At 59.8% G+C, this 20,872-nt stretch carries 12 protein-coding genes; 5 read left to right on the forward strand and 7 right to left on the reverse strand.

Annotated features, from left to right (window positions below):
• Positions 1 to 70 precede the first annotated feature (70 nt).
• Positions 71 to 385: a 3-phosphoglycerate kinase gene (locus tag KUIN1_RS19800; protein ID WP_152092213.1), complete on the reverse strand. Its 315-nt coding sequence runs from the start codon at positions 383 to 385 to the stop codon at positions 71 to 73.
• Positions 386 to 452: 67 nt separating this feature from the next.
• Between KUIN1_RS19800 and KUIN1_RS19805 the strand changes: the two genes are divergently transcribed.
• The 3 genes from KUIN1_RS19805 (at position 453) to KUIN1_RS19815 (ending at position 4,107) form a co-directional block, all read left to right on the forward strand.
• Entirely contained in the window at positions 453 to 1,376 is a 924-nt protein-coding gene (locus KUIN1_RS19805) for a LysR family transcriptional regulator (protein ID WP_003402385.1), read from the forward strand.
• 233 nt (positions 1,377 to 1,609) lie between these two features.
• Positions 1,610 to 2,173: a peptidylprolyl isomerase A gene (locus KUIN1_RS19810; RefSeq protein WP_011268675.1), complete on the forward strand. Its 564-nt coding sequence runs from the start codon at positions 1,610 to 1,612 to the stop codon at positions 2,171 to 2,173.
• Positions 2,174 to 2,274: 101 nt separating this feature from the next.
• On the forward strand, positions 2,275 to 4,107 hold the full coding sequence (locus tag KUIN1_RS19815) for an ABC transporter ATP-binding protein (protein WP_011268676.1): 1,833 nt from the start codon (positions 2,275 to 2,277) through the stop codon (positions 4,105 to 4,107).
• Between the two features lie 525 nt (positions 4,108 to 4,632).
• On the opposite strand, the gene KUIN1_RS19820 is transcribed toward KUIN1_RS19815, so the two are convergent.
• The 4 genes from KUIN1_RS19820 to hrpA form a co-directional block, all read right to left on the reverse strand.
• The gene (locus tag KUIN1_RS19820; RefSeq protein ID WP_152092214.1) at positions 4,633 to 5,760 is read right to left on the reverse strand and encodes a GNAT family N-acetyltransferase; all 1,128 of its coding nucleotides are present in this window, start codon (positions 5,758 to 5,760) and stop codon (positions 4,633 to 4,635) included.
• Between the two features lie 39 nt (positions 5,761 to 5,799).
• Positions 5,800 to 10,695 carry an NEL-type E3 ubiquitin ligase domain-containing protein gene (locus KUIN1_RS19825; RefSeq protein WP_103714866.1) on the reverse strand — a complete coding sequence of 1,632 codons (4,896 nt, stop codon included), beginning with the start codon at positions 10,693 to 10,695 and terminating at the stop codon, positions 5,800 to 5,802.
• Positions 10,696 to 10,815: 120 nt separating this feature from the next.
• Entirely contained in the window at positions 10,816 to 11,937 is a 1,122-nt protein-coding gene (locus KUIN1_RS19830) for a beta-ketoacyl-ACP synthase III (RefSeq protein ID WP_011268679.1), read from the reverse strand.
• Positions 11,938 to 12,176: 239 nt separating this feature from the next.
• On the reverse strand, positions 12,177 to 16,088 hold the full coding sequence (gene hrpA / locus KUIN1_RS19835; protein WP_152092215.1) for an ATP-dependent RNA helicase HrpA: 3,912 nt from the start codon (positions 16,086 to 16,088) through the stop codon (positions 12,177 to 12,179).
• Between the two features lie 173 nt (positions 16,089 to 16,261).
• Between hrpA and KUIN1_RS19840 the strand changes: the two genes are divergently transcribed.
• Together KUIN1_RS19840 and KUIN1_RS19845 are read left to right on the forward strand one after the other, a co-directional pair.
• Entirely contained in the window at positions 16,262 to 16,507 is a 246-nt protein-coding gene (locus KUIN1_RS19840; RefSeq protein WP_152092216.1) for a type II toxin-antitoxin system Phd/YefM family antitoxin, read from the forward strand.
• Positions 16,497 to 16,787: a type II toxin-antitoxin system RelE family toxin gene (locus KUIN1_RS19845; protein WP_011268681.1), complete on the forward strand. Its 291-nt coding sequence runs from the start codon at positions 16,497 to 16,499 to the stop codon at positions 16,785 to 16,787. Before KUIN1_RS19840 ends, KUIN1_RS19845 begins: the two co-directional genes overlap by 11 nt.
• A 317-nt stretch (positions 16,788 to 17,104) precedes the next feature.
• Here KUIN1_RS19845 and fadD1 read toward each other — a convergent pair whose 3' ends face one another.
• Positions 17,105 to 18,796, reverse strand: coding sequence for a long-chain-fatty-acid--CoA ligase FadD1 (gene fadD1 / locus KUIN1_RS19850; protein ID WP_011268682.1), 1,692 nt, complete (start codon positions 18,794 to 18,796; stop codon positions 17,105 to 17,107).
• A 355-nt stretch (positions 18,797 to 19,151) separates the two neighbouring features.
• Positions 19,152 to 20,840 (reverse strand): long-chain-fatty-acid--CoA ligase FadD2, encoded by a 1,689-nt coding sequence (fadD2, locus tag KUIN1_RS19860; RefSeq protein WP_024640260.1) that lies wholly within the window; start codon positions 20,838 to 20,840, stop codon positions 19,152 to 19,154.
• Between the last annotated feature and the right edge of the window lie 32 nt (positions 20,841 to 20,872).

Here is a 20,872-nt window from a genome sequence, read left to right on the forward strand (position 1 = left end):
GTTGCGCAAAAACGCGAAGCCTTTGTGCCCCCACCCACAAATTTGTCTTATCCATAAGAGCGCTCTACTCTCAGGCGGGCTGACAGCTGAGCCTGATTCGCAACTTTATGATGCTGCGATTGAATCGGGATGAGACGTCGAGACTCTTGCCTGCGCCAACCTGCACACGCCGGGTGCGCGATGCCTCCGGCCCGTTGATGAACACCACCGAACATTTGGCGTCTACTTCACCGTAGTTGTTGACGGTGATTGACCCGGTATCGTGATAGACGTCGTGGGCAACATAATCGATCTTCACGTCCTGGTACTGTTTTTCCACCTCGATGGGGTACGCCAGGGCCGTCACCGGCAACATGACCAGCAGCGCACAACACAGTCGATTCATTCGGCAATCTCCGAGTCGGGATTGTCAGAGTAGAACAACAAGCCCGTATTTAAAGAGGAATTACAGCATGAAAGCGCCCCGCGTGACTCTCGACCAGTGGCGCACATTGCAGGCCGTGGTCGATCACGGTGGTTTTGCTCAGGCCGCCGAAGCGTTGCATCGCTCGCAATCATCGGTGAGTTACACCGTGGCGCGCATGCAGGAACAGCTCGGCGTGCCGTTATTGCGTATCGACGGGCGCAAGGCGGTGCTGACCGAAGCCGGTGGCGTACTGCTGCGCCGTTCGCGGCAGCTGGTCAAGCAGGCCAGCCAACTGGAAGACCTCGCGCACCATATGGAACAGGGCTGGGAAGCGGAAGTGCGCCTGGTGATCGACGCGGCGTACCCTTCGGCACGTCTGGTCAAGGCGCTGACCGCGTTCATGCCGCAGAGCCGCGGCTGCCGGGTGCGACTGCGTGAAGAAGTGCTCTCCGGCGTCGAAGAAGTCTTGCTCGAAGGCGTGGCGGACCTGGCCATCAGCGGCTACAGCATTGCCGGTCATCTGGGCACCGAGATGAGCTCGGTCGAGTTCGTCGCCGTCGCGCACCCGGACCACGCCCTGCATCAGGCCAATCGCGAGCTGACCTTTCAGGACCTGGAAAGCCAGTTGCAGGTGGTCATCCGTGACTCCGGCAGGCAGCAACCCAGGGACTTCGGCTGGCTGGGCGCGGAACAGCGCTGGACCGTCGGCAGCCTCGGCACCGCCGCGACCTTCGTCAGCAACGGCCTGGGCTTCGCCTGGCTGCCGCGGCACATGATCGAGCGCGAACTGCGCGAAGGCTTGCTCAAGCCCCTGCGCCTGGACAAGGGCGGTAGCCGTAACCCGACCTTCTATCTTTACTCCAGCAAGGACCGGCCGCTGGGCCCGGCCACGCAGATCCTGATCGACCTGATCCGCAGCTTTGACACGACACCGCTCACCGCTGCACTCGGCACGCCGCAAAATGCCTGACCGGCGCAGGCACTTGGCGCTCTTCGCTCAGTCAGGGCTGCCTGCGGCACTTCAATCACACGCGGCTGGAATTCATCGCCAGCAACGCAGTCTGAAAATCCTGTGCGGTCCATGGACGTGCAGCCTGATCGCCTGAAGTGCTGCAAACCCGCCAATACGCTGGGCAAAAAAAGCCAAACGTGGTTACCTTGCCGGTCACAGTCGATATCTCTTAATGAAGGACGTGTTGCCACATGCTGAAAAAAATCGCTCTCGCCGCCTGCTCCGTGCTGTTCGCCGCCAACCTGATGGCTGCCCCGGATAAAGCCACGCACGTGGTGCTCGACACCAGTTTCGGCCAGATTGAAATCGAACTCGCAGACACCAAGGCGCCGGTCAGCACCCAGAACTTTCTGGGTTATGTCGACAGCGGCTTCTACACCAACACCATCTTTCACCGGGTGATTCCGGGCTTCATGGTGCAAGGCGGTGGCTTCACCCCGCAGATGGTTCAGAAGCAGACCAAGGATCCGATCAAGAACGAAGCCCAGAACGGTTTGCATAACGTCCGCGGCACCATTGCCATGGCGCGTACCTCGGACGTGAACTCGGCCACCAGTCAATTCTTCATCAACACCAACGACAATGCCATGCTCGACAACGGCGCACGCGACTTCGGTTACGCAGTGTTCGGCAAAGTCGTCAAGGGCATGGACGTCGTCGACAACATCGTCAACGCCCGCACCACTACTCAGAAAGGCATGCAAAACGTGCCAGTCGACCCGATCCTGATCAAGTCCGCCAAACGCGTCAACTGATCGGGAAACCTGCACCGCATGAAGCCTTGGGCTTCGTGCGGTCCGGACGGGAGAGCCTCCACTTATCAAGGAGAACCCACGTCGCGTGGGTGTGATAGCCAATGCTTTATCGTCGTTTCGAAAAACTGATCGATATCTTCAAAGACGCTCCTACCGCTGCCCCGCCCAATACCGTCTTCGCGTTCTACCTCTACTACCTGCGTCAGGTATGGCCGACGTTCACCGCGCTGCTGGTGGTCGGGCTGATCGGTGCGCTGATCGAAGTGTCGCTGTTCAGCTACCTGAGCCGCATCATCGACCTGGCGCAAACCACGCCGCCGGAGAATTTCTTCAGTATTCACGGTTCCGAGCTGATCTGGATGGTGGTGGTGGCCCTGCTGCTGCGGCCGATTTTCGTCGGCCTGCATGACCTGCTGGTACACCAGACGATCAGCCCCGGCATGACCAACCTGATTCGCTGGCAGAACCACAGCCACGTACTCAAACAGAGTGTCAATTTCTTCCAGAACGACTTCGCCGGGCGTATCGCCCAGCGCATCATGCAGACCGGCAACTCGTTACGTGACTCGGCCGTGCAGACGGTGGATGCGCTGTGGCATGTGCTGATCTACGCGATCAGCGCGATGGTGCTGTTCGCCGAGGCCGACTGGCGGCTGATGATTCCGCTGGGCACCTGGATCGCGGCGTTCATCCTCTCGCTGATGTATTTCGTGCCGCGGGTCAAGCAACGCTCGGTGGATTCGTCCGATGCGCGCTCCAGACTGATGGGCCGCATCGTCGACGGCTACACCAACATCACCACGCTCAAGCTGTTCGCCCACACCAACCACGAGCAGCAGTACGCGCGCGAAGCGATGCGCGACCACACCGAAAAGAGTCAGCTGGCTGGCCGCGTGGTCACCTCGATGGACACCACCATCACCACCATGAACGGCATACTGATCGTCACCACGACCGGTCTGGCCCTCTGGCTGTGGACCCAGTCCATTATCTCGGTGGGTGCGATCGCGCTGGCCACCGGTCTGGTCATCCGTATCGTCAACATGTCCGGCTGGATCATGTGGGTGGTCAACGGCATCTTCGAGAACATCGGCACCGTGCAAGACGGCCTGGAAAGTATTTCGCAGCCCGTCACGGTCAATGACAAACCCGGCGCCCTGCCGCTGAAGATCGAAAACGGCGGTGTCAGGTTCGACGGCGTGGATTTCCATTACGGCAATGGCAACGGGATCATTCACAACCTCAACCTGGACATCAAACCGGGTGAGAAGATCGGCCTGATCGGGCCTTCCGGCGCGGGCAAGTCGACGCTGGTCAACCTGCTGCTGCGCATGTACGACGTGCAAGGCGGGAGGATCCTCATCGACGGCCAGGACATTTCCGAAATCACCCAGGAAAGCCTGCGCGCGCAGATCGGCATGATTACCCAGGACACCTCGCTGCTGCACCGCTCGATTCGCGAGAACCTGTTGTATGGCAATCCGCACGCAACCGATGAACAGCTCTGGGAATCGATCCATAAGGCCCGCGCCGACGAGTTCATCCCGCTGCTGTCAGACTCCGAAGGTCGCACCGGCTTCGACGCCCATGTCGGTGAGCGCGGCGTCAAGCTATCCGGCGGGCAACGCCAGCGTATCGCGATCACCCGCGTGCTGCTCAAGGACGCGCCGATCCTGATCATGGACGAAGCCACCTCGGCACTCGACTCGGAAGTCGAAGCAGCGATTCAGGAGAGCCTGGAGACGTTGATGCAGGGCAAGACCGTGATCGCCATCGCGCACCGCCTGTCGACGATCGCGCGCATGGATCGCCTGGTGGTTCTGGAGAAAGGCCAGATCGCCGAAACCGGCACGCACAGCGAACTGCTGGCGCATGGCGGGCTGTATGCGCGGTTGTGGCAGCATCAGACGGGCGGGTTTGTAGGCGTGGATTGATAGGGCGAGGCTGCCGGCCTCTTCGCGAGCAAGCTCGCTCCCACAAGATCTGCACACGCCATAAGATCTTCAGGGGCAGTGATCTCCCCGCTGCCCCGCCTGCCGGTCAGGTGTACACCGCACTTGTGGGAGCTTGCTCGCGAAGAGGCCCGTGCAGTCGCTGAATATCTGCTGGGTAGCTGCTCACCTGTCGGTCAGGTGTACACAGAAGTTGTGTGAGCTTGCTCACGAAGGTGCCAGTGCAGTCGCTGGATGTCTTCTGGGTAGCTGCTCACCTGTCGGTCAGGTGTACACCGAACTTGTGCGAGCTTGCTCGCGAAGAGGCCCGTGCAGTCGCTGGATGTCTGCTGGATAGCTACTCACCTGTCGGTCAGGTGTACACCGAACTTGCTCGCGAAGAGGCCAGTGCTGTCGCTGAATGTCTTCTGGGTAGCTACTCACCTGTCGGTCAGGTGTACACCGCACTTGTGGGAGCGAGCTTGCTCGCGAAGAGGCCCGTGCAGTCGCTGAATGTCTTCTGGCCGGTTACTCCGCCTGCCGATACGGCAGCGCGCTGCGCGCTTCCTCGGCATAGGCCAGTACGCCGACTCGCTCCTGCTCCAGAAACTCGCTGACCGCGTCTTTCAGGCCTGGGTGCATCAGGTAGTGCCACGAACGGGTGATCTGCGGTTCGAAGCCGCGGATCAGTTTGTGTTCGCCCTGCGCGCCGGGGTCGAATCGTTGCAGGCCGTGGGCGATGGCATAGTCCATACCTTGATAGAAACAGGTTTCGAAATGCAGCCGGTCAAACTCGGCCAGGCAGCCCCAGTAGCGCCCATAGAAACTGTCATCGCCAATCAGGCTGAAGGCCATCGCCACAGGCCGTGAGCCCTGCAGCGCGATGACCACACGGATCGATTCGGGCATGCGCTCGGCCAACAGGCTGAAGAACTCACGCGTCAGGTAAGGCGCCTGCCCACGCACCTCGTAGGTATTGGAGTAGCACGCATAAACGAAGTCCCACAGCACTTCGCTCATCTGCGCGCCCTCGAGCCATTCAAACTCGATGCCCTGCCCCGCCACTTGTTCACGTTCCTTGCGCATCTGTTTGCGCTTGCGTGAACTCAATGCGTCAAGAAAGTCCTGAAAGTCCCGGTAACCCCGGTTATGCCAGTGAAACTGGCAACCGATGCGCTGCAACCAGCCCGGCTGGGTTTCAAGCAAGGCATCGGCCGCCGGATCGGTAAAGTTCACGTGTGCGCTCGACAGCCCCTCACGTTGCAGGTATGCCGGCAGCTCGCCGAGCAACTCGATGCCACCCTGAGGCGTCGCGGACAGAATCCGCGAACCGCCGACCGGGCTGAACGGCACGGCGATCAGCAGCTTGGGGTAATAGGCGATGCCGGCGCGACGGCAGGCGTCTGCCCAGGCGTGATCGAACACGTACTCGCCATACGAATGCCACTTTCGGTAGGCTGGCAATGCCGCCACCAACTGATCGTTTTCGTAGTGCAGCACATGTTCGGCACGCCAGCCCGATCGTGGCCCGAGACTGCCGCTGTCCTCCAGCGAGCTGAGAAACGCATGCCGCAGGAATGGCTGATTGCCAGGTACCAGCGCATCCCACTGGGCAGGCGCAACGGTGGCGAGGCTGTCGATTACGTGAACAGGCATGCAGGTTCCCCGATAGGCTGACAGGGTGAAGAATATCCCTTATTGAGGCGTCATGTTCACCGCCTCGGCAATCTGCCTGGAAAGAGTGATCGCGAAATCATTGAGCGCCTGCTCACGCTCACTGGAGATCAAGCCAATCTGCTCGAGGTACTGTTGATCGGATTGCCGGTTTGGCGGCAACTCATCCAGGAGGGTCAGACGCTCGCTGAAGGGCTTCTTTACCCGTTCGAAATCAGAGGCGTAACGAGTTTCCAGATAACTCATCCAGAATTCCCTGGCGACCAGCGACTCGAAAAATGCCCGCGTACTTTCACGCGTGATTATTTCGCTGTGCGCATCCTGCAAATCAGCGTCGGTCACCTTCGCGATATTGCTGAACAGCATGGTTTGGGGCTGACCGGGCAGCTCAAGCCGAGCTTGCAGGCCGATACGGTAGGCCAGGCGTACTTCAGCCTCATCTACCCTGTAGCCGTGCTGCTGGCGAAGAGCAATCTCGCGCAGTGCAATTTTTTCCACCTGATCCAGACGGTCCAGGCTCCGGCTCATCTTGAACAACTCCAGTGGCTGCGCGGCGTGTGGCGTGGACGACATGATCGAGAACACCCGCACGCGTACTTCCATGTCGCCAAAGATCAATGCAAGTCCATCGCCACAGGTCTGAGGGTGGGCGGCAATATCGAATAACTGGAGACGCAACTCTGTACTTGCCGAGGCCGCGTCTATCATTGCCCAGACTCTTGCGGCCAGTGCTTCATGGTGACTTGAAAAATCAGCCGAGTACGTCAGGTCGCCCAGCATCTGAAAAAAGTCCGTAGAACCAGCGCAGGCTCGCAGATCCTGCCAAAGCCTGGTACGCACAGCCGCCTGCTCACTGCTCAGACCTGCAAGCCAGGCGGCACTGCCAGGTCCGGCTTCAAGTGGAGAACGGTTCTGGCTGACACCCAGCCGCGGCCGCGTCCTGCCCTCGAGAAACAGTCTGATGCTAGCCAGCGTTGGCGGAGTCAACGGGTTGCCACTCAAATGCAGGTGAAGGCGGGTGGAACTGAGCGAGCGCTCGATATTATCAAGCTCCTCGATCGATATTTCCGAGATGCGATTATCGCGCACATCCAGACGAATCAAGTCAGACCTGCGCCAATTCCACACTGGCAACGTTTCAATGCCTGTAGAACGCAAAAACAGCATACGTAACGAGTTGAGCGCTGTGAGACGCGCCTGCGATCCAAGCGAACAATAGTTGAGATCAAGAACCTCCAGTCGGCGCAGATTCAGCAAAATGGCGTTGCAGGCGGCTGTCCAGTTCAAGGGGTTATGGTTGAGCGACAGCTCTGTAAGCAGTGTCATTCTTCCTATCGACTCTGGCAGGGATTGCAGTTCATTGAAGCCCAGGCCCAACGACCGCAGGTTAGGGAAGTTGTTCAGCAATGCATCGACATGTGCAGGGGTAAGCTGCATGTTCCGCGCTTTCAACTCAGCCACATGGCCAAAGCTGGCGGTTATATCCGGTATTTGCTCTACTCGCAGGTTATCCAGATCAAGCGTGTAGCCTAAAAACTCCCCCTGAAGACTGATGCTGTGAACGCTGAGTCTTCTCCAGCAGCCATGAAGGCGCCTCGCCGCGACCTCCCTTGACCTGCGCTGCAACGAGGACGTCGCTTGCGCTATCCAGGCATCCAGAGTGTTTTGCAGGGTGCGTAATTCATCAGCAAGACCGCGCAGCCTTCGCTTGACGAACCGGGGCAGTTGCCTGGCCGACCCGGTGTGTTCGGCGCGCAACTCGTCAAGGAAGCTCGCCACCTGAGCATCGGAAAAGTCCGGGTATAAACTTTTCACGGCAAGCTCCGGCGAGTGGCTGGACGCGCCAATACCCAGGCGACGAAACAAGCCGCGCAACCGTCCACTCAAGGGATAGCCAATGCGGCCATGGGGCAGGCGTTGCGGCCATTTGATACCCGGCTTGATCGGCTGCAATTGCAGAACGGCAGCCATCCGCTCACGTCGCTGAACCGCCGTATTGCGCAACAGACTGCGCAGTTGCGGCTCATCCGCGCCAGCTGGTAACTGAATGTCGAGCCGTACCTGTTCGGGAAGCGCCTGCAACAACGCCCTGAAAAACTGCTGATCGACCTCGCCGAGCGGCTCACCTGACGGTTCGAAACACTGGATCCCCGCTTCGGTGCTGACCAGCAGCCGATGCATTGAGGCCTGATCGCTGTCGAGACTGGCGATTTCGTCGCCCTCCAGCGAGTCCTTCAACAGATCGATCGAAACCTCACCCCGCCAGCCTGGCAGGTACTGCAGCATGCCCAGCGCCGCAGCCTGCGTGTCCAGATTGTCGGTTACCGCCCGATAGAAGCCTTCGGTGGCGCGGTTTATCCGCAGTTGCTGCTGATACTCGCGGGCATGCTCGGCCAGCGCCAGAGGAATGCGTTTTTCCGTGGTCATTCGCGCTTTGTCTGCATCGCTGGCCATGCCGATGAGTTCGAGCGCCACGCTGCTCGGCAAGCTGCCGAAGTCGCGCTGTATCAGTTGCACATGCGGGTCGTCGCTGCGACCTTCGAGCAGTTGAACGTCATCCAGCAGGCGCCCCACGTGCGTCTGGGCGTAACCGGCCAGATAGCGTTTGAAGCCGCGCAGTTGAACAGCCTTGTCGTCACTGTCGCTCCCCGTCAGGCGAGTGACTTCATCGGCGGGCAGACTTTCCAGCAACTGGCCGAGCACTTGACTGAGGTGCCCGGTCGGCCCGGCGACATGGGACGACAGTGTCATCTGCGATCCCGCGTTCCAGGCTTCCAGCAGCGCCCCTTGCGCGTCGAGCAGTAACAGGCCGCGGGTCTCATGCCAGCGTGGTGACGACACCAGCAGTTTCAGCCACGGCTCAAGATGAGCAACATGAACCTGCGGCACATCATCGGCCTTCAGGGCTTCGATACAGACGTGCAACTGCCGTTCTGTTGCAACGCGCTGAATGGCGTCTTTCAGCAAGGCCGGAGGCCGGAGGTTTTCGACATGTATCTGACGCAGCAAGGCCTCGTTGGCGCCGGTAATCTGCAGGACTTTGTGTATATCTTCTTCCGGCAGCGCATGACACGTCGGGTTCAGGCGCCTGAACGCCGTTACCTCGTCCCACCCCATGGGGTTTTCCCATTCATGGCGCCATGCGCCAGCACCGTTGTGCTTGAGCCTTGGCGCGTACGAACGCTCATTCACCGGATGCCTGACGCGCCATTGGCTGCCGTCTGCATCGGACTCGACACAATACAGTTTGCCGTCCAGTGGCAGCCAGGTCTTGCCGTCGTGCTCATAAAGCCCAAGGGCGTTGCTGCTCAGGTTGTCGGGCAGGGAGACCGTATGGGCATAGGCATCGATGCTCGGCTTGCCGAGGCGCACCGCCCCATCGACACGCCTTTGCACCAGACTTTCGATGAACATCGAGGGTTGCAGCCCGTTCACCGCAGCCACGACGCCGCCTGCCACCAGCATCTGTGCAACGTTTTCGCCGATGTCGTAGACATGTTGCATGGCGTCTTCGACTTCATCGTGCTTCCAGTCTTCGTAAGCAACGAACGCTTCGCTGGCAAGCTGATAAAGGGCGACCACGGACATGATTTCACCCAGCACCGGCACAAAGAACCCGGCCACGTTGAGCAGGTTCATGCCATTGTTTTCAAGGCTTTCGATCAGTGCATCGTGAGCCTGCTGGTCGACCTGTGCGGATGGCACCGCGATTACTTTTGAGTCGTCATAGGTTTTGGCCAGCAACTGCTCGTACAGCCGCTCGAACGGTGGCTTCGAGAATGGCTGTGCCTGCACGACCAGGTCGGCGTCGGGGTCCAGCGTGCGGTCCCCGGCGGGATACAGCCGCGCATCCAGTTTGGCAAAAAATGCCGGAGCCTGGCCGAGACTGACGAAACGACTGAAGTAGCGTCGATAGTGCTTGCTGTCCAACGCCGTCACCAGCCAGGCGTTGAAGGCCCGCAGCGACGCAAACTGCTTGACCGGATGCGCAGGCTCGGCAGGCAGGTAGACCAGACAAGGACCGTCATCGGGCTTGGCGCCGTCCTGCTGTATCAATAAGGCACCCTGTAACAGCGAGCCTGAAAACGTGTAGGTATCGAGCATGTGCAACTGGCAATAGCGCACGCCCTTGCCATCCCAGCGTGGCTGGTCAACGGACTTCACCATGTCCAGCAGGGTCTGGTACGCCGCGTCAGTGATATCGCCTTTCATCATGGCGATATGCGCAAGCACCTCGACGGCGGCCCGCTCGCTGTCCATGAACGCGCTGGCAACCGCTTGCGCAGCCGGGCCTGGCGGCTTGAACACGCTGTCCAGGTGGGTCTGATACTGACGGCCCAGATCCAGTTCATGGCAAAAATCAGCGAACTGCTCAAGATCGATCGCCTGACGGTCCCGGTATTCGACCTTGTAGCGGCGTTCGGCGCTGTCGATCAGCCAGTAACGCAGGCCCCCTGTACGCAGGATTGCCGAGTAGGGATCGAAGCGGCTTCTGTTGCTCGGAGCGAAGTTCTGCAAGGCTGCCTGAAGCAAAGTCTGCTCGAGCGGAGCCGGGTTCCAGGTGCTGTCGTAGCGCCAGGTCATCAGTTGAAAGGCTTCAACGTCGAGGTCGAGCTGGAAACGTTCGACAAACGCTTTCGACAGCAAGGGGGCTGCAAATTGCTGCGCCGATAACAGGCGGGCGCGCACTGGCTCCAGCGCCTGCGCGTAACGCCGTGCGCTTTGCTGGCTGGCATGCAGTGTCTGGCGCAATACCGTGGGCGCACCCACATACCAGTCTGGCAAGTTGAGCCTGATGAATTCGCTGTTGACGTGCTCCGCTTCGAACGGGGCGCAATCCTGTGGTCGGGGCGTTACAGAGGCGTGTGCAACGGACGATTCTATGGTTTCAAAAGGGTTGTATCTGAAGGTGAACATGGTCGATACCGCTAATGGCTTTGTGAATAGCCAATACGATAAAGACCCAACGGCCTGCACATGACATAACGGGATATGACAGGTAGCGCCCGTCTCGAGAGCGCTACCCGTCGAACGCGATCAGCGCTTGCGCAGGATCACGCTGCCGATCGAGTAACCGGCGCCGAACGAACTGAGTACCGCCAGCGCGCCTTGCGGCAAGTCATCCTGGTAGGTGTGAAACGCAATCACCGAACCCGCGGAGCTGGTATTGCCGTAGGTGTCGAGAATCACCGGCGCTTCTTCGACCGTGGCGTCGCGGCCCAGCAGCTTCTTGACGATCAGATGGTTCATGCTCAGGTTGGCCTGATGCAGCCAGAAGCGTTTGACGTCGGTGATGTTGATGCTGTTGTCCTGCAAATGCGCAGCGACCAGTTCGGCGACCATCGGGCACACTTCGCGGAAGACCTTGCGGCCTTCCTGCACGAACAGCTTGTCCGGCGCGTTCTGGCCCTCGTCCGAGGTACGGTTGAGGAAGCCGAAATTGTTGCGGATGTTGTTGGAAAACTGGGTCAGCAAACGGGTGCTGACGATATCGAACTGATAAGGCGACGTGGCAAGGTCGGCGCGCTCGACCACCACCGCCGTGGCGCCGTCACCAAAGATGAAGTGGCTGTCACGATCCCGGAAATTAAGGTGCGCGGTGCAGATTTCCGGGCTGATCACCAGCAAGGCGCGGGCCTGCCCCAGTTGCACGCTGTTACAGGCTGCCTGAATGCCGAAGGTGGCCGAGGAACAGGCCACGTTCATGTCAAACCCGTATCCGGCGACACCCAGCGCCTGCTGAATCTCGATGGAGACCGCCGGGTAGGCCCGCTGCAGGTTGGAGCAGGCAACGATTACACCGTCGATGTCGGCCGCGGTTTTGCCCGCGCGTTGCAGCGCCTGTCTGGCGGCAGCTACACCCATCTCACAGAGGATCGACCACTCGTCATTGCTGCGCTCCGGCAGGTTGGGCTTCATGCGCTGCGGATCGAGAATGCCCTGCTTGTCCATGACGAAGCGGCTCTTGATACCCGAAGCCTTCTCGATGAAAGCGGCGCTGGATTCGCTCAGTGCCTGCACTTCGCCACGTTCGATAGCGGCGGCGTTATCGCTGTTGAACTGTGCAACATAGGCATTGAAAGACTGCACCAGCTCTTCGTTGGAGATGCTGTTGGCCGGGGTAAACAGGCCTGTGCCGCTGATGACGACGTTGTGCACGGTCGTTCCTCTCTTATTGGTTGCAGGTAATGACCTGCTCAGGCACGGCAACTGAAGGCCCACTGTTTTCCGGACCGACGTACCCGTGCGACTGTAAAAGCTGCCCGCAACAGGCAGCAGCATTTCATGACACGGTGAAGACAGGCGCGGAGTGTGCCACAGAGCCCGGTTTTGGCGCTATCGGGCCAATGAATATAGGCACGACAGGCGCCCTTTACTTCGCGGCGTGAAGCCGCGGATCAGCTCTCCACCTGACTCCACTGCTTGCTCAACCGTTTGTCCGACACCGGCATTTTTGTGCCCAGTTGCTGGGCGAACAGCGAGACGCGGTATTCCTCCATCCACCAGCGGTACAGGGCCAGTTCCGGGTCGCGCTTGCCCTCTTGAGCGTGCTTGTCGGCGCGCGCCTGGTATTGCGCCCACAGACCTGCAAGCTCGATGCTCCACACCCGATCCTTCTGCACCTGAGCCGGGAGTTTTTCCAGACGCATCTCGATGGCCTTGAGGTAACGCGGCAGTTCCTTGAGCCATACCGCCGGGGTCTCGCGAACGAATCCGGGGTACACCAGCTTGCTCAGTTGCGCCTTGATGTCGTTGAGTGCAACGGCCTGGGACAGGTCGATCTTGCCTTTGAAGCGCTTTTGCAGACCGTGCCACAGCTTGAGGATTTCCAGCGTCAGCTTCGCGAGCCGCTCGGCATGCTCGGTCCAGTCGGCGCGCTTGCGTTCAGCCAGTGACAGCAGACCGGCACCGTCGCGCGGCAATTCGGCCTCACCTTCCAGCACGCAACTGTCGAGGCTGGCCAGCAGGATGTCTTCGATCAACGCATCGATGCGCCCCAGTTCGCGATGCAGCAAGGCCAGCTCGGTCTGCCCCGGCAATTTGTTGCGCAGAAACTTGGCGGGTTCGGCCAGCTGCTGCAACAGCAAACGCTGCAAGGCACGACGATGCTGATACTCGGCCTCGGCCTGGGTCGAGAACCGGCCTTCCTTGACCGCGCCGCCCTCTTCGACCAGCGCCGGATAAACCGTCATCGACAGCCCGGCGATGTTCTGCTGGGTTTTCTGCGCCACTGCTGCAAAGGCCTTGGCCTGCACCGGTTGCTGGCTCTTCGCGGTTTGCGGCACGGCCAGCGCGGCCTGGCTCGCCTCGGCGAAGCGCGCGGTCAGCTCGGCCAGATCACGTCCCTCACCGAGAAACTTGCCGCCGCCATCGACGATTTCCAGGTTCATCTTCAGATGGCCTTCAAGCTGCTGTGCCGCCTCGGCCCAGGCTTCGTCGCTGACCCGTACACCGGTCATGCGCAGCAGTTCACGGCCCAGCGCCTGAGGCAACGAGCCCTCGCCGAAGGTGATGCGCTGCAACGCCGCCTTGATGAAATCCGGGACCGGCACAAAGTTCTTGCGTACCGCCTTGGGCAGGTTGCGGACCAGCGCGATGCATTTGCTCTCGAGCAACCCCGGCACCAGCCACTCAAGACGTTCGGCAGGCAGCGACAGCAACAACGGCGCGGGAACACGCAAGGTCACGCCGTCACTCGGGTGATTGGGTTCGAAGTGGTAGCTCAGTGACAGGCTCAGGTCGCCCAGACGCAAGGTGTCCGGATATTGCGCGGCGGTGACTTCGCTGGCCTCGCGGGCCAGCACGTCCTCTTCACGCATGATCAGCAACTGCGGATTCTTCTGGCTTTCGGTCTTGTACCAGCTGTCGAACGTGGCCGTCTGATGAATCTCGGCCGGAATGCGTGCTTCATAGAAGCTGTACAAGGTGTCTTCGTCAGCCAGAATATCGCGACGCCGAGCCTTGGCTTCCAGTTCGTCGAGCTGTTCCAGCAAACGGGTATTGGCGCTCAGACACTTGGCCCGCGACAGGATATCGCCACGCACCAGGCCTTCACGAATGAACAGCTCGCGCGAAACCACCGGGTCGATCGGCCCGAAATGCACCGGGCGACGGCCCACCACGATCAGGCCGAACAGCGTGATCTGTTCGAACGCCACGACCTGTCCGCGCTTCTTCTCCCAGTGCGGCTCGAAGTGATTTTTCTTGATCAGGTGGCCGGCCAGCGGCTCGATCCAGTCCGAATCAATCTTGGCAACCATGCGCGCGTACAGCTTGGTGGTCTCTACCAGCTCGGCAGTCATCAACCACTGCGGACGTTTCTTGCCCAACCCGGAGGACGGGTGAATCCAGAAGCGCCGCTGCCGTGCGCCGAGGTAATCGCCCTCGTCGGTCTTTTGCCCGATCTGACTCAGCAGGCCGGAAAGAATGGCCTTGTGAAACTTCGGGTAATCGGCCGGCTCCTTGTTGACCGTCAGTTGCAGGTCGCGACAGATCAGGCTCAATTGCCGATGGGAATCGCGCCATTCACGCAGGCGCAGGTAATTCAGGAAATTGCGTCGGCACCATTTACGCAGCGGGCTGGCAGTCAGGGTCTGGCGCTGCTCTTCGAAGCCGCGCCATAGATTGACCATCCCGGCGAAGTCCGAGTCGGCGTCCTTCCATTGCGCGTGGGCCTGATCCGCAGCCTGCTGACGCTCGGGCGGGCGCTCGCGCACGTCCTGTACCGACATGGCGCTGGCGACGATCAGCACTTCCTGCAGACTGCCCTGCTTCGCCGCTTCCAGCAGCATGCGGCCCATGCGCGGGTCCACCGGCAGACGCGCCAGTTGGCGGCCCAGCGGGGTCAGCTGATTTTCGCGATTGACCGCCGAAAGCTCCTGCAACAGGTTGAAACCGTCGCTGATCGCCTTGCCGTCCGGCGGCTCGATGAACGGGAAGTCGGTGATCTCGCCCAGGCGCAGGTGCAGCATCTGCAGGATGACTGCGGCCAGGTTGGTGCGCAGGATCTCGGGGTCGGTAAACTCCGGCCGACCGTTGAAATCCTCTTCGCTGTACAGACGCACACACAGGCCGGGCTCGACCCGCCCGCAACGGCCCTTGCGCTGGTTGGCACTGGCCTGCGACACCGCCTCGATCGGCAGGCGCTGGACCTTGGCGCGATAGCTGTAGCGACTGATGCGCGCCGTACCGGTGTCGATCACATAGCGGATGCCCGGCACGGTCAGCGAAGTTTCAGCGACGTTGGTAGCCAGCACCACACGCCGACCGGGATGCGATTGAAAGATACGCTGCTGCTCGGCCGGCGAGAGGCGCGCGTAGAGCGGCAGAATCTCGGTGTGCTTGAGTTGCGCCTTGCGCAGCACCTCGGCGGCATCGCGGATCTCGCGCTCGCCGGGCAGGAACACCAGCACATCACCCGGGCTCTTGCGCTCGCTGCGCTCAAAGGCCGCCAGTTCGTCCAGCGTGGCCAGAATCGCCTGATCGACGGTCAGGTCCTCTTCGACGCTGTTGCCGTCTTCATCCTGCTCGCTGGTCAGCGGGCGATACCAGACGTCCACGGGGAAGGTACGCCCGGACACTTCGATCACCGGCGCATCGTTGAAGTGCTCGGAAAAGCGCTGCAGGTCGATGGTCGCGGAGGTGATGATGACCTTCAGGTCCGGACGGCGCGGCAGCAGGGTTTTCAGGTAACCCAGCAGGAAATCGATGTTCAGGCTGCGTTCGTGGGCTTCGTCGACGATGATCGTGTCGTAGCGCTCAAGAAAGCGGTCGTGCTGGGTTTCGGCCAGCAGAATCCCGTCGGTCATCAGCTTGATCAGGGTGTTGCTGTCGCTCTGGTCCTCGAAACGCACTTGATAGCCGACCAGCGCACCGAGGGGCGTGCCGATTTCCTCGGCAACCCGGCTGGCCACGCTGCGCGCAGCGATCCGGCGCGGCTGGGTATGACCGATCAGACCGTGCTGACCGCGACCGATTTCCAGGCAGATCTTCGGCAACTGGGTGGTTTTCCCGGAGCCGGTCTCGCCGGCAATGATCAGCACCTGGTGCTTGAGCAGCGCCTCCTTGATCTCGTCACGCTTGGCCGCGATGGGCAGGTTATCGTCATAACGGATCGCCGGCACACTCTCGCGCCGCGCCGTGACCTGCGCGCAGGATGCCTGCACCCGCGCAACCCACTGCGCCAGCTTCGCCTCGTCGGGTTTTTTGCGCAGATCGTGCAACTGACGGCGCAGACGATGACGTTCGCTGATCATCGCGTGGTCGAGGTTTTTCAGAAGTTGGTCGATAGAGGGCGATTCGTCGGTCATCAGGCGCGCAGGGTCTTTTTTCAAATGGCAGATGCGGATTGTCGCAGATTGCGGTGGGTCGTGACGATGGTCTGAGGATTGGGCGGTCTATGACGGCAACGACGCAGCATCTTCTCTCTTGCACCAGCGCATCAAAAAAGACCAAAATAGAGCACTAACTGGAGTCCTAAATCATGCAACGCATCCTTGCAGATGTCGCGGTCAGCGTCTCTGAACTCAAGAAAAATCCGTCAGCGGTCCTGAGTGGCGCTCATGGTTTACCTGTGGCCGTCCTTAATCACAATAAAGTCATGGGCTACATGGTCCCTGCCGAGGTGTTTGAAGCAATGATGGAGAGGCTTGATGACCTTGATCTGGCCGAGCTGATCAAATCTCGCCAACATGAAAAGCCGGTGTCGGTAGATATAGATGACCTTTAAGCTTGAATTTCTGCCCTCGGCCTTGAAGGAGTGGGAAAAACTGGGCCATACCATCCGTGTTCAGCTCAAGAAAAAGCTTCTCGAACGACTCGGACTACCAAGAATTCCAGGCGATGCGCTTCATGGCATGCCAGATCATTACAAAATCAAACTGCGCAGTGCAGGATACCGACTCGTCTATCGAGTCGAGGAAGATAGGGTAGTGGTAACCGTCGTTGCGGTAGGCAAGCGCGAGCGCGGGAATATTTATGATTCGGCCAAAGGCAGGCTTGGCCCTTGAGGTGCAGTGCATCTGCATTACACATCGGCATCCTGCAACACGCTCGGACAGGACGCAGAGCGTCAGGAAAGGCATTCACATGCGGAGCGTGAGGAACGAGAGGTGTCCGGGAGAACACTTCTCGTGGCTATGCGTGGGGCGAGCGCTATCGCGATCTGAAAGGGTCAGTCCAATCGCTGAAAATGCATCGCATGGACGCACCGTCTTCGCGAACAAGTTCGCTCCTACAAAAGCCCTGCTCTGCACTCATCGAGATTTTTATATAACGATGAGCGCCTGGCGTGGAAATGAACGTCAATCCGGTTTCGGGCCTGCTCTTACTTCTTCACACCCAGTTTCTTCAGTTCCTCGTCACGCAGCTCGCGACGCAGGATCTTGCCGACGTTGGTGGTTGGCAGCACGTCGCGGAATTCGACGCTGCGCGGCACTTTGTAGCCGGTCAGGTTGGCGCGCATGTGCGCCATGACCTGTTCCTTGGTCAGGGTAACGCCGGGTTTGGCCACCACGAAGACCTTGATGGTCTCGCCCGACTTCTCGTCCGGTACGCCGATCGCGGCGCACTGAAGCACACCGGGAAGTGTCGCCAGTACGTCTTCCAGTTCGTTGGGGTACACATTGAAACCGGAGATCAGGATCATATCTTTCTTGCGATCGACAATCCGGATGTAGCCGTCAGGCTGGATGATCGCGATGTCGCCGGTCTTCAGCCAGCCTTCGCTGTCGATCATTTCATCGGTCGCTTCCTGGCGCTGCCAGTAGCCTTTCATGACCTGCGGCCCCTTGATGCACAGCTCGCCGGTTTCACCGAATGCCAGCTCATTGCCCGCATCGTCGATGACCTTGCACAGGGTCGACGGCACGGGAATGCCGATGCTGCCCATCTGCACGTACTGAGAAGGATTGACCGTGGCCACCGGACTGGTCTCGGTCATGCCATAGCCTTCGCAGACCTGGCAGCCCGTCACCTGCTTCCAGCGCTCGGCGGCGGCCTGCTGCAAGGCCATGCCGCCGGACAAGGTGACTTTCAACGCCGAGAAATCGAGGTTGCGGAAGCCGTCGCTATTGCACAGGGCCACGAACAGCGTGTTAAGACCGACAAAGCCGCTGAACTTCCATTTCGAAAGTTCCTTGACCATGGCCGGCAGGTCACGCGGGTTGCTGATCAGGATGTTGTGATTGCCAAGCAGCATCATCGCCATGCAATGAAAGGTGAAGGCGTAGATGTGATACAGCGGCAGCGGCGTGATGATGATTTCACAGCCTTCGTCCAGGTTGGACGCCATCAGCGCCCGGCATTGCAGCATGTTGGCGATCAGGTTGCGGTGCGTCAGCATTGCCCCCTTGGCCACCCCGGTGGTGCCGCCGGTGTACTGCAGCACGGCAACGTCGACGCTGCCGGGCGACACGTCGGTCACTGGCTGACCACGGCCCTTGCCCAGCACATCGTTGAATTTGATGGCCTTGGGCAAGTGATAGGCCGGAACCATTTTCTTCACGTACTTGATGACGCTGTTGATCAGCAAGCGCTTGAACGGTGACAGCATGTCGGCCACTTCGGTGACAATCACCTGCCTGATCTGCGTCCTGGGTACGACCTTCTCGGCCAGATGGGCCATGTTTGCCAGACACACCAGCGCCTTGGCACCGGAGTCATTGAACTGGTGTTCCATTTCCCGCGCGGTGTACAGCGGGTTGGTGTTGACCACGATCAGCCCGGCGCGAATCGCACCGAAGACGGCAATCGGGTACTGCAATACGTTGGGGAGCTGCACGGCGATACGGTCGCCCGGCTGCAGGTCGGTATGTTGCTGAATCCAGGCGGCAAACGCGCCGGACAGCTCATACAGCTCACCGTAGGTGATGGTCTTGCCCAGATTGCTGAACGCCGGCTTGTCGGCGAAGCGCTGGCAGGACTGCTTCAGGACCGCCTGGACGTTAGGGTACTCGTCGGGGTTGATATCGGCAGGGATACCGGACGGGTACTTGTCCTTCCAGAAGTTATCAATCATTCAGTCGGCTCCGTAGCGATAGCGAATTCTTCACATCGCCTGAAGCGATGATTTTCTTGTGCTTGGAATTATGCAGTAGACGCTTTTTCCGCTTTATGACTGATCAAAAAGCGCGCCGAGAGTAGCAGCTTTGCCAAACGTCGACTAGAGGCAGAAGCAGGCCGCACAGTCACCAATAAGACCAGAAAATCACATCTGGTCACTTTTAATGCATTTAATAAAAACCTCATCACTGCCTCAAAAGCACCGGACCAGAGCGGCCAGTCAGCATAATCGCCTGTTTCCGAAAAAAATCGACCCCGTTTGCAGCGGTCTGCGAACGGGGCCAGGTACACAGATGGAGACGATTAAAGGGTCAGGCGATGTCACGAAGCTCGCGGCGCAGAATCTTGCCCACCGGGGTCATCGGCAATGAATCACGCAGAACGATCTGCCTGGGCACCTTGTAGCCGGTGAAATTCTCTTTGCAGAAGGCCTTGAGCTCTTCAATGCTCAGCCCCGGGTCTCGCGCCACCACGAACAGCTTCACAGCCTCCCCCGAGCGCTCGTCCGGCACGCCGATACAGGCGCAGTTGGCGACTTTCGGATGAGCCATGACCACGTCTTCGATTTCGTTGGGGTAGACGTTGAAACCGGACACGATGATCAGGTCTTTCTTGCGGTCGACGATACTGACAAACCCGTCAGCGCCAATCACGGCAATATCACCGGTCTTGAACCAGCCTTCGGCATCCAGGCACTCGGCCGTGGCATCAGGCTGGTTCCAGTAGCCTTTCATGACCTGCGGCCCCTTGATGCACAGCTCGCCACGCTCGCCGAAAGGCAACTCGACGCCATTGTCATCGATGACTTTCATGGCGGTGCCGGGCACGGGAATACCCACGGTTCCCAGACGCGCCAGCGCGCCGTAGGGATTGGCACTGGCAACAGGCGACGTCTCGGTCAGGCCGTACCCTTCGACGATCGTGCAGCCGGTGATCTGCGCCCAGCGCTCGGCCGTGGCCTTGACCAGTGCAGTGCCGCCGGAGTTGGTGCTTTTCAGCGCCGAGAAATCCAGTTTTTTGAATTCCGGATGGTTCATGAGCGCCACGAACAGTGTGTTGAGGCCGATCATGGCAGTGAACTGCCACTTGCCCAGCTCCTTGATGAAGCCGCCGATATCGCGAGGGTTGGTAATCAGGATGTTGTGATTGCCACTGATCATCATGCACATGCAGTTCGCCGTAAACGCGTAGATGTGATAGAGCGGCAGCGGCGCGATCATCACCTCTTTGCCTTCTTCAAACAGCGATCCGCCTTGCGGCCCTTGCTGACGCATGCAGGCATAGACCTGCTGCATGTTGGCGACCAGATTGCCATGGGTGAGCATCGCGCCCTTGGCCAGCCCCGTGGTGCCACCGGTGTACTGCAGAACGGCAACATCCTGCAGACCTCGCGGTACGACCTGCATGCGGCTGTCACGCCCCAGGCGCAGCGCCCGCTTGAAGCCGACGGCCTGAGGCAGATGGAATTCAGGGACCATCTTCTTGACCTTGTCGACGATGGTATTGACCAGCCAGCCCTTGGCCGCCGACTGCATGTCGCCCATTTTCACTTCGATCAGGTATTCGATGGCCGTGTCCGGCAGCACTTCCTGCACCAGCTTGCCGAACAGGTTGAGGTAAACCAGCGCCCGGGCACCGGAGTCCTTGAATTGATGGCGCATCTCGCGCGCGGTGTACAGCGGGTTGGTATTGACCACCGTCAGACCGGCACGCATCGCACCGAATACGGCGATCGGATACTGCAGGATATTGGGCATCTGTACGGCAATGCGGTCACCCGGCACCAGTTGCGTGTGCTGCTGCAAATACGCGGCGAAGGCGGCAGAGTGACGCTCGAGCTCCGCGTAGGTCAGCGTCACGCCCATGTTGCTGAACGCAGGTCGGTCGGCGAATTTCCTGCAGCAGCGCTCGAACACATCGACGACCGATTGGTAGGTCTGCAGATCCACCTCGGCGTCGACACCCGCCGGACGCTTGTCATCCCAGAAGTCAGCTTGCATTATTTTTATCCTTTTTCCCTGCATAGGTCTGG

The sequence above is a fragment of the Pseudomonas sp. KUIN-1 genome, from assembly GCF_009176725.1.
In the GTDB taxonomy this organism is placed as follows: domain Bacteria; phylum Pseudomonadota; class Gammaproteobacteria; order Pseudomonadales; family Pseudomonadaceae; genus Aquipseudomonas; species Aquipseudomonas fragariae.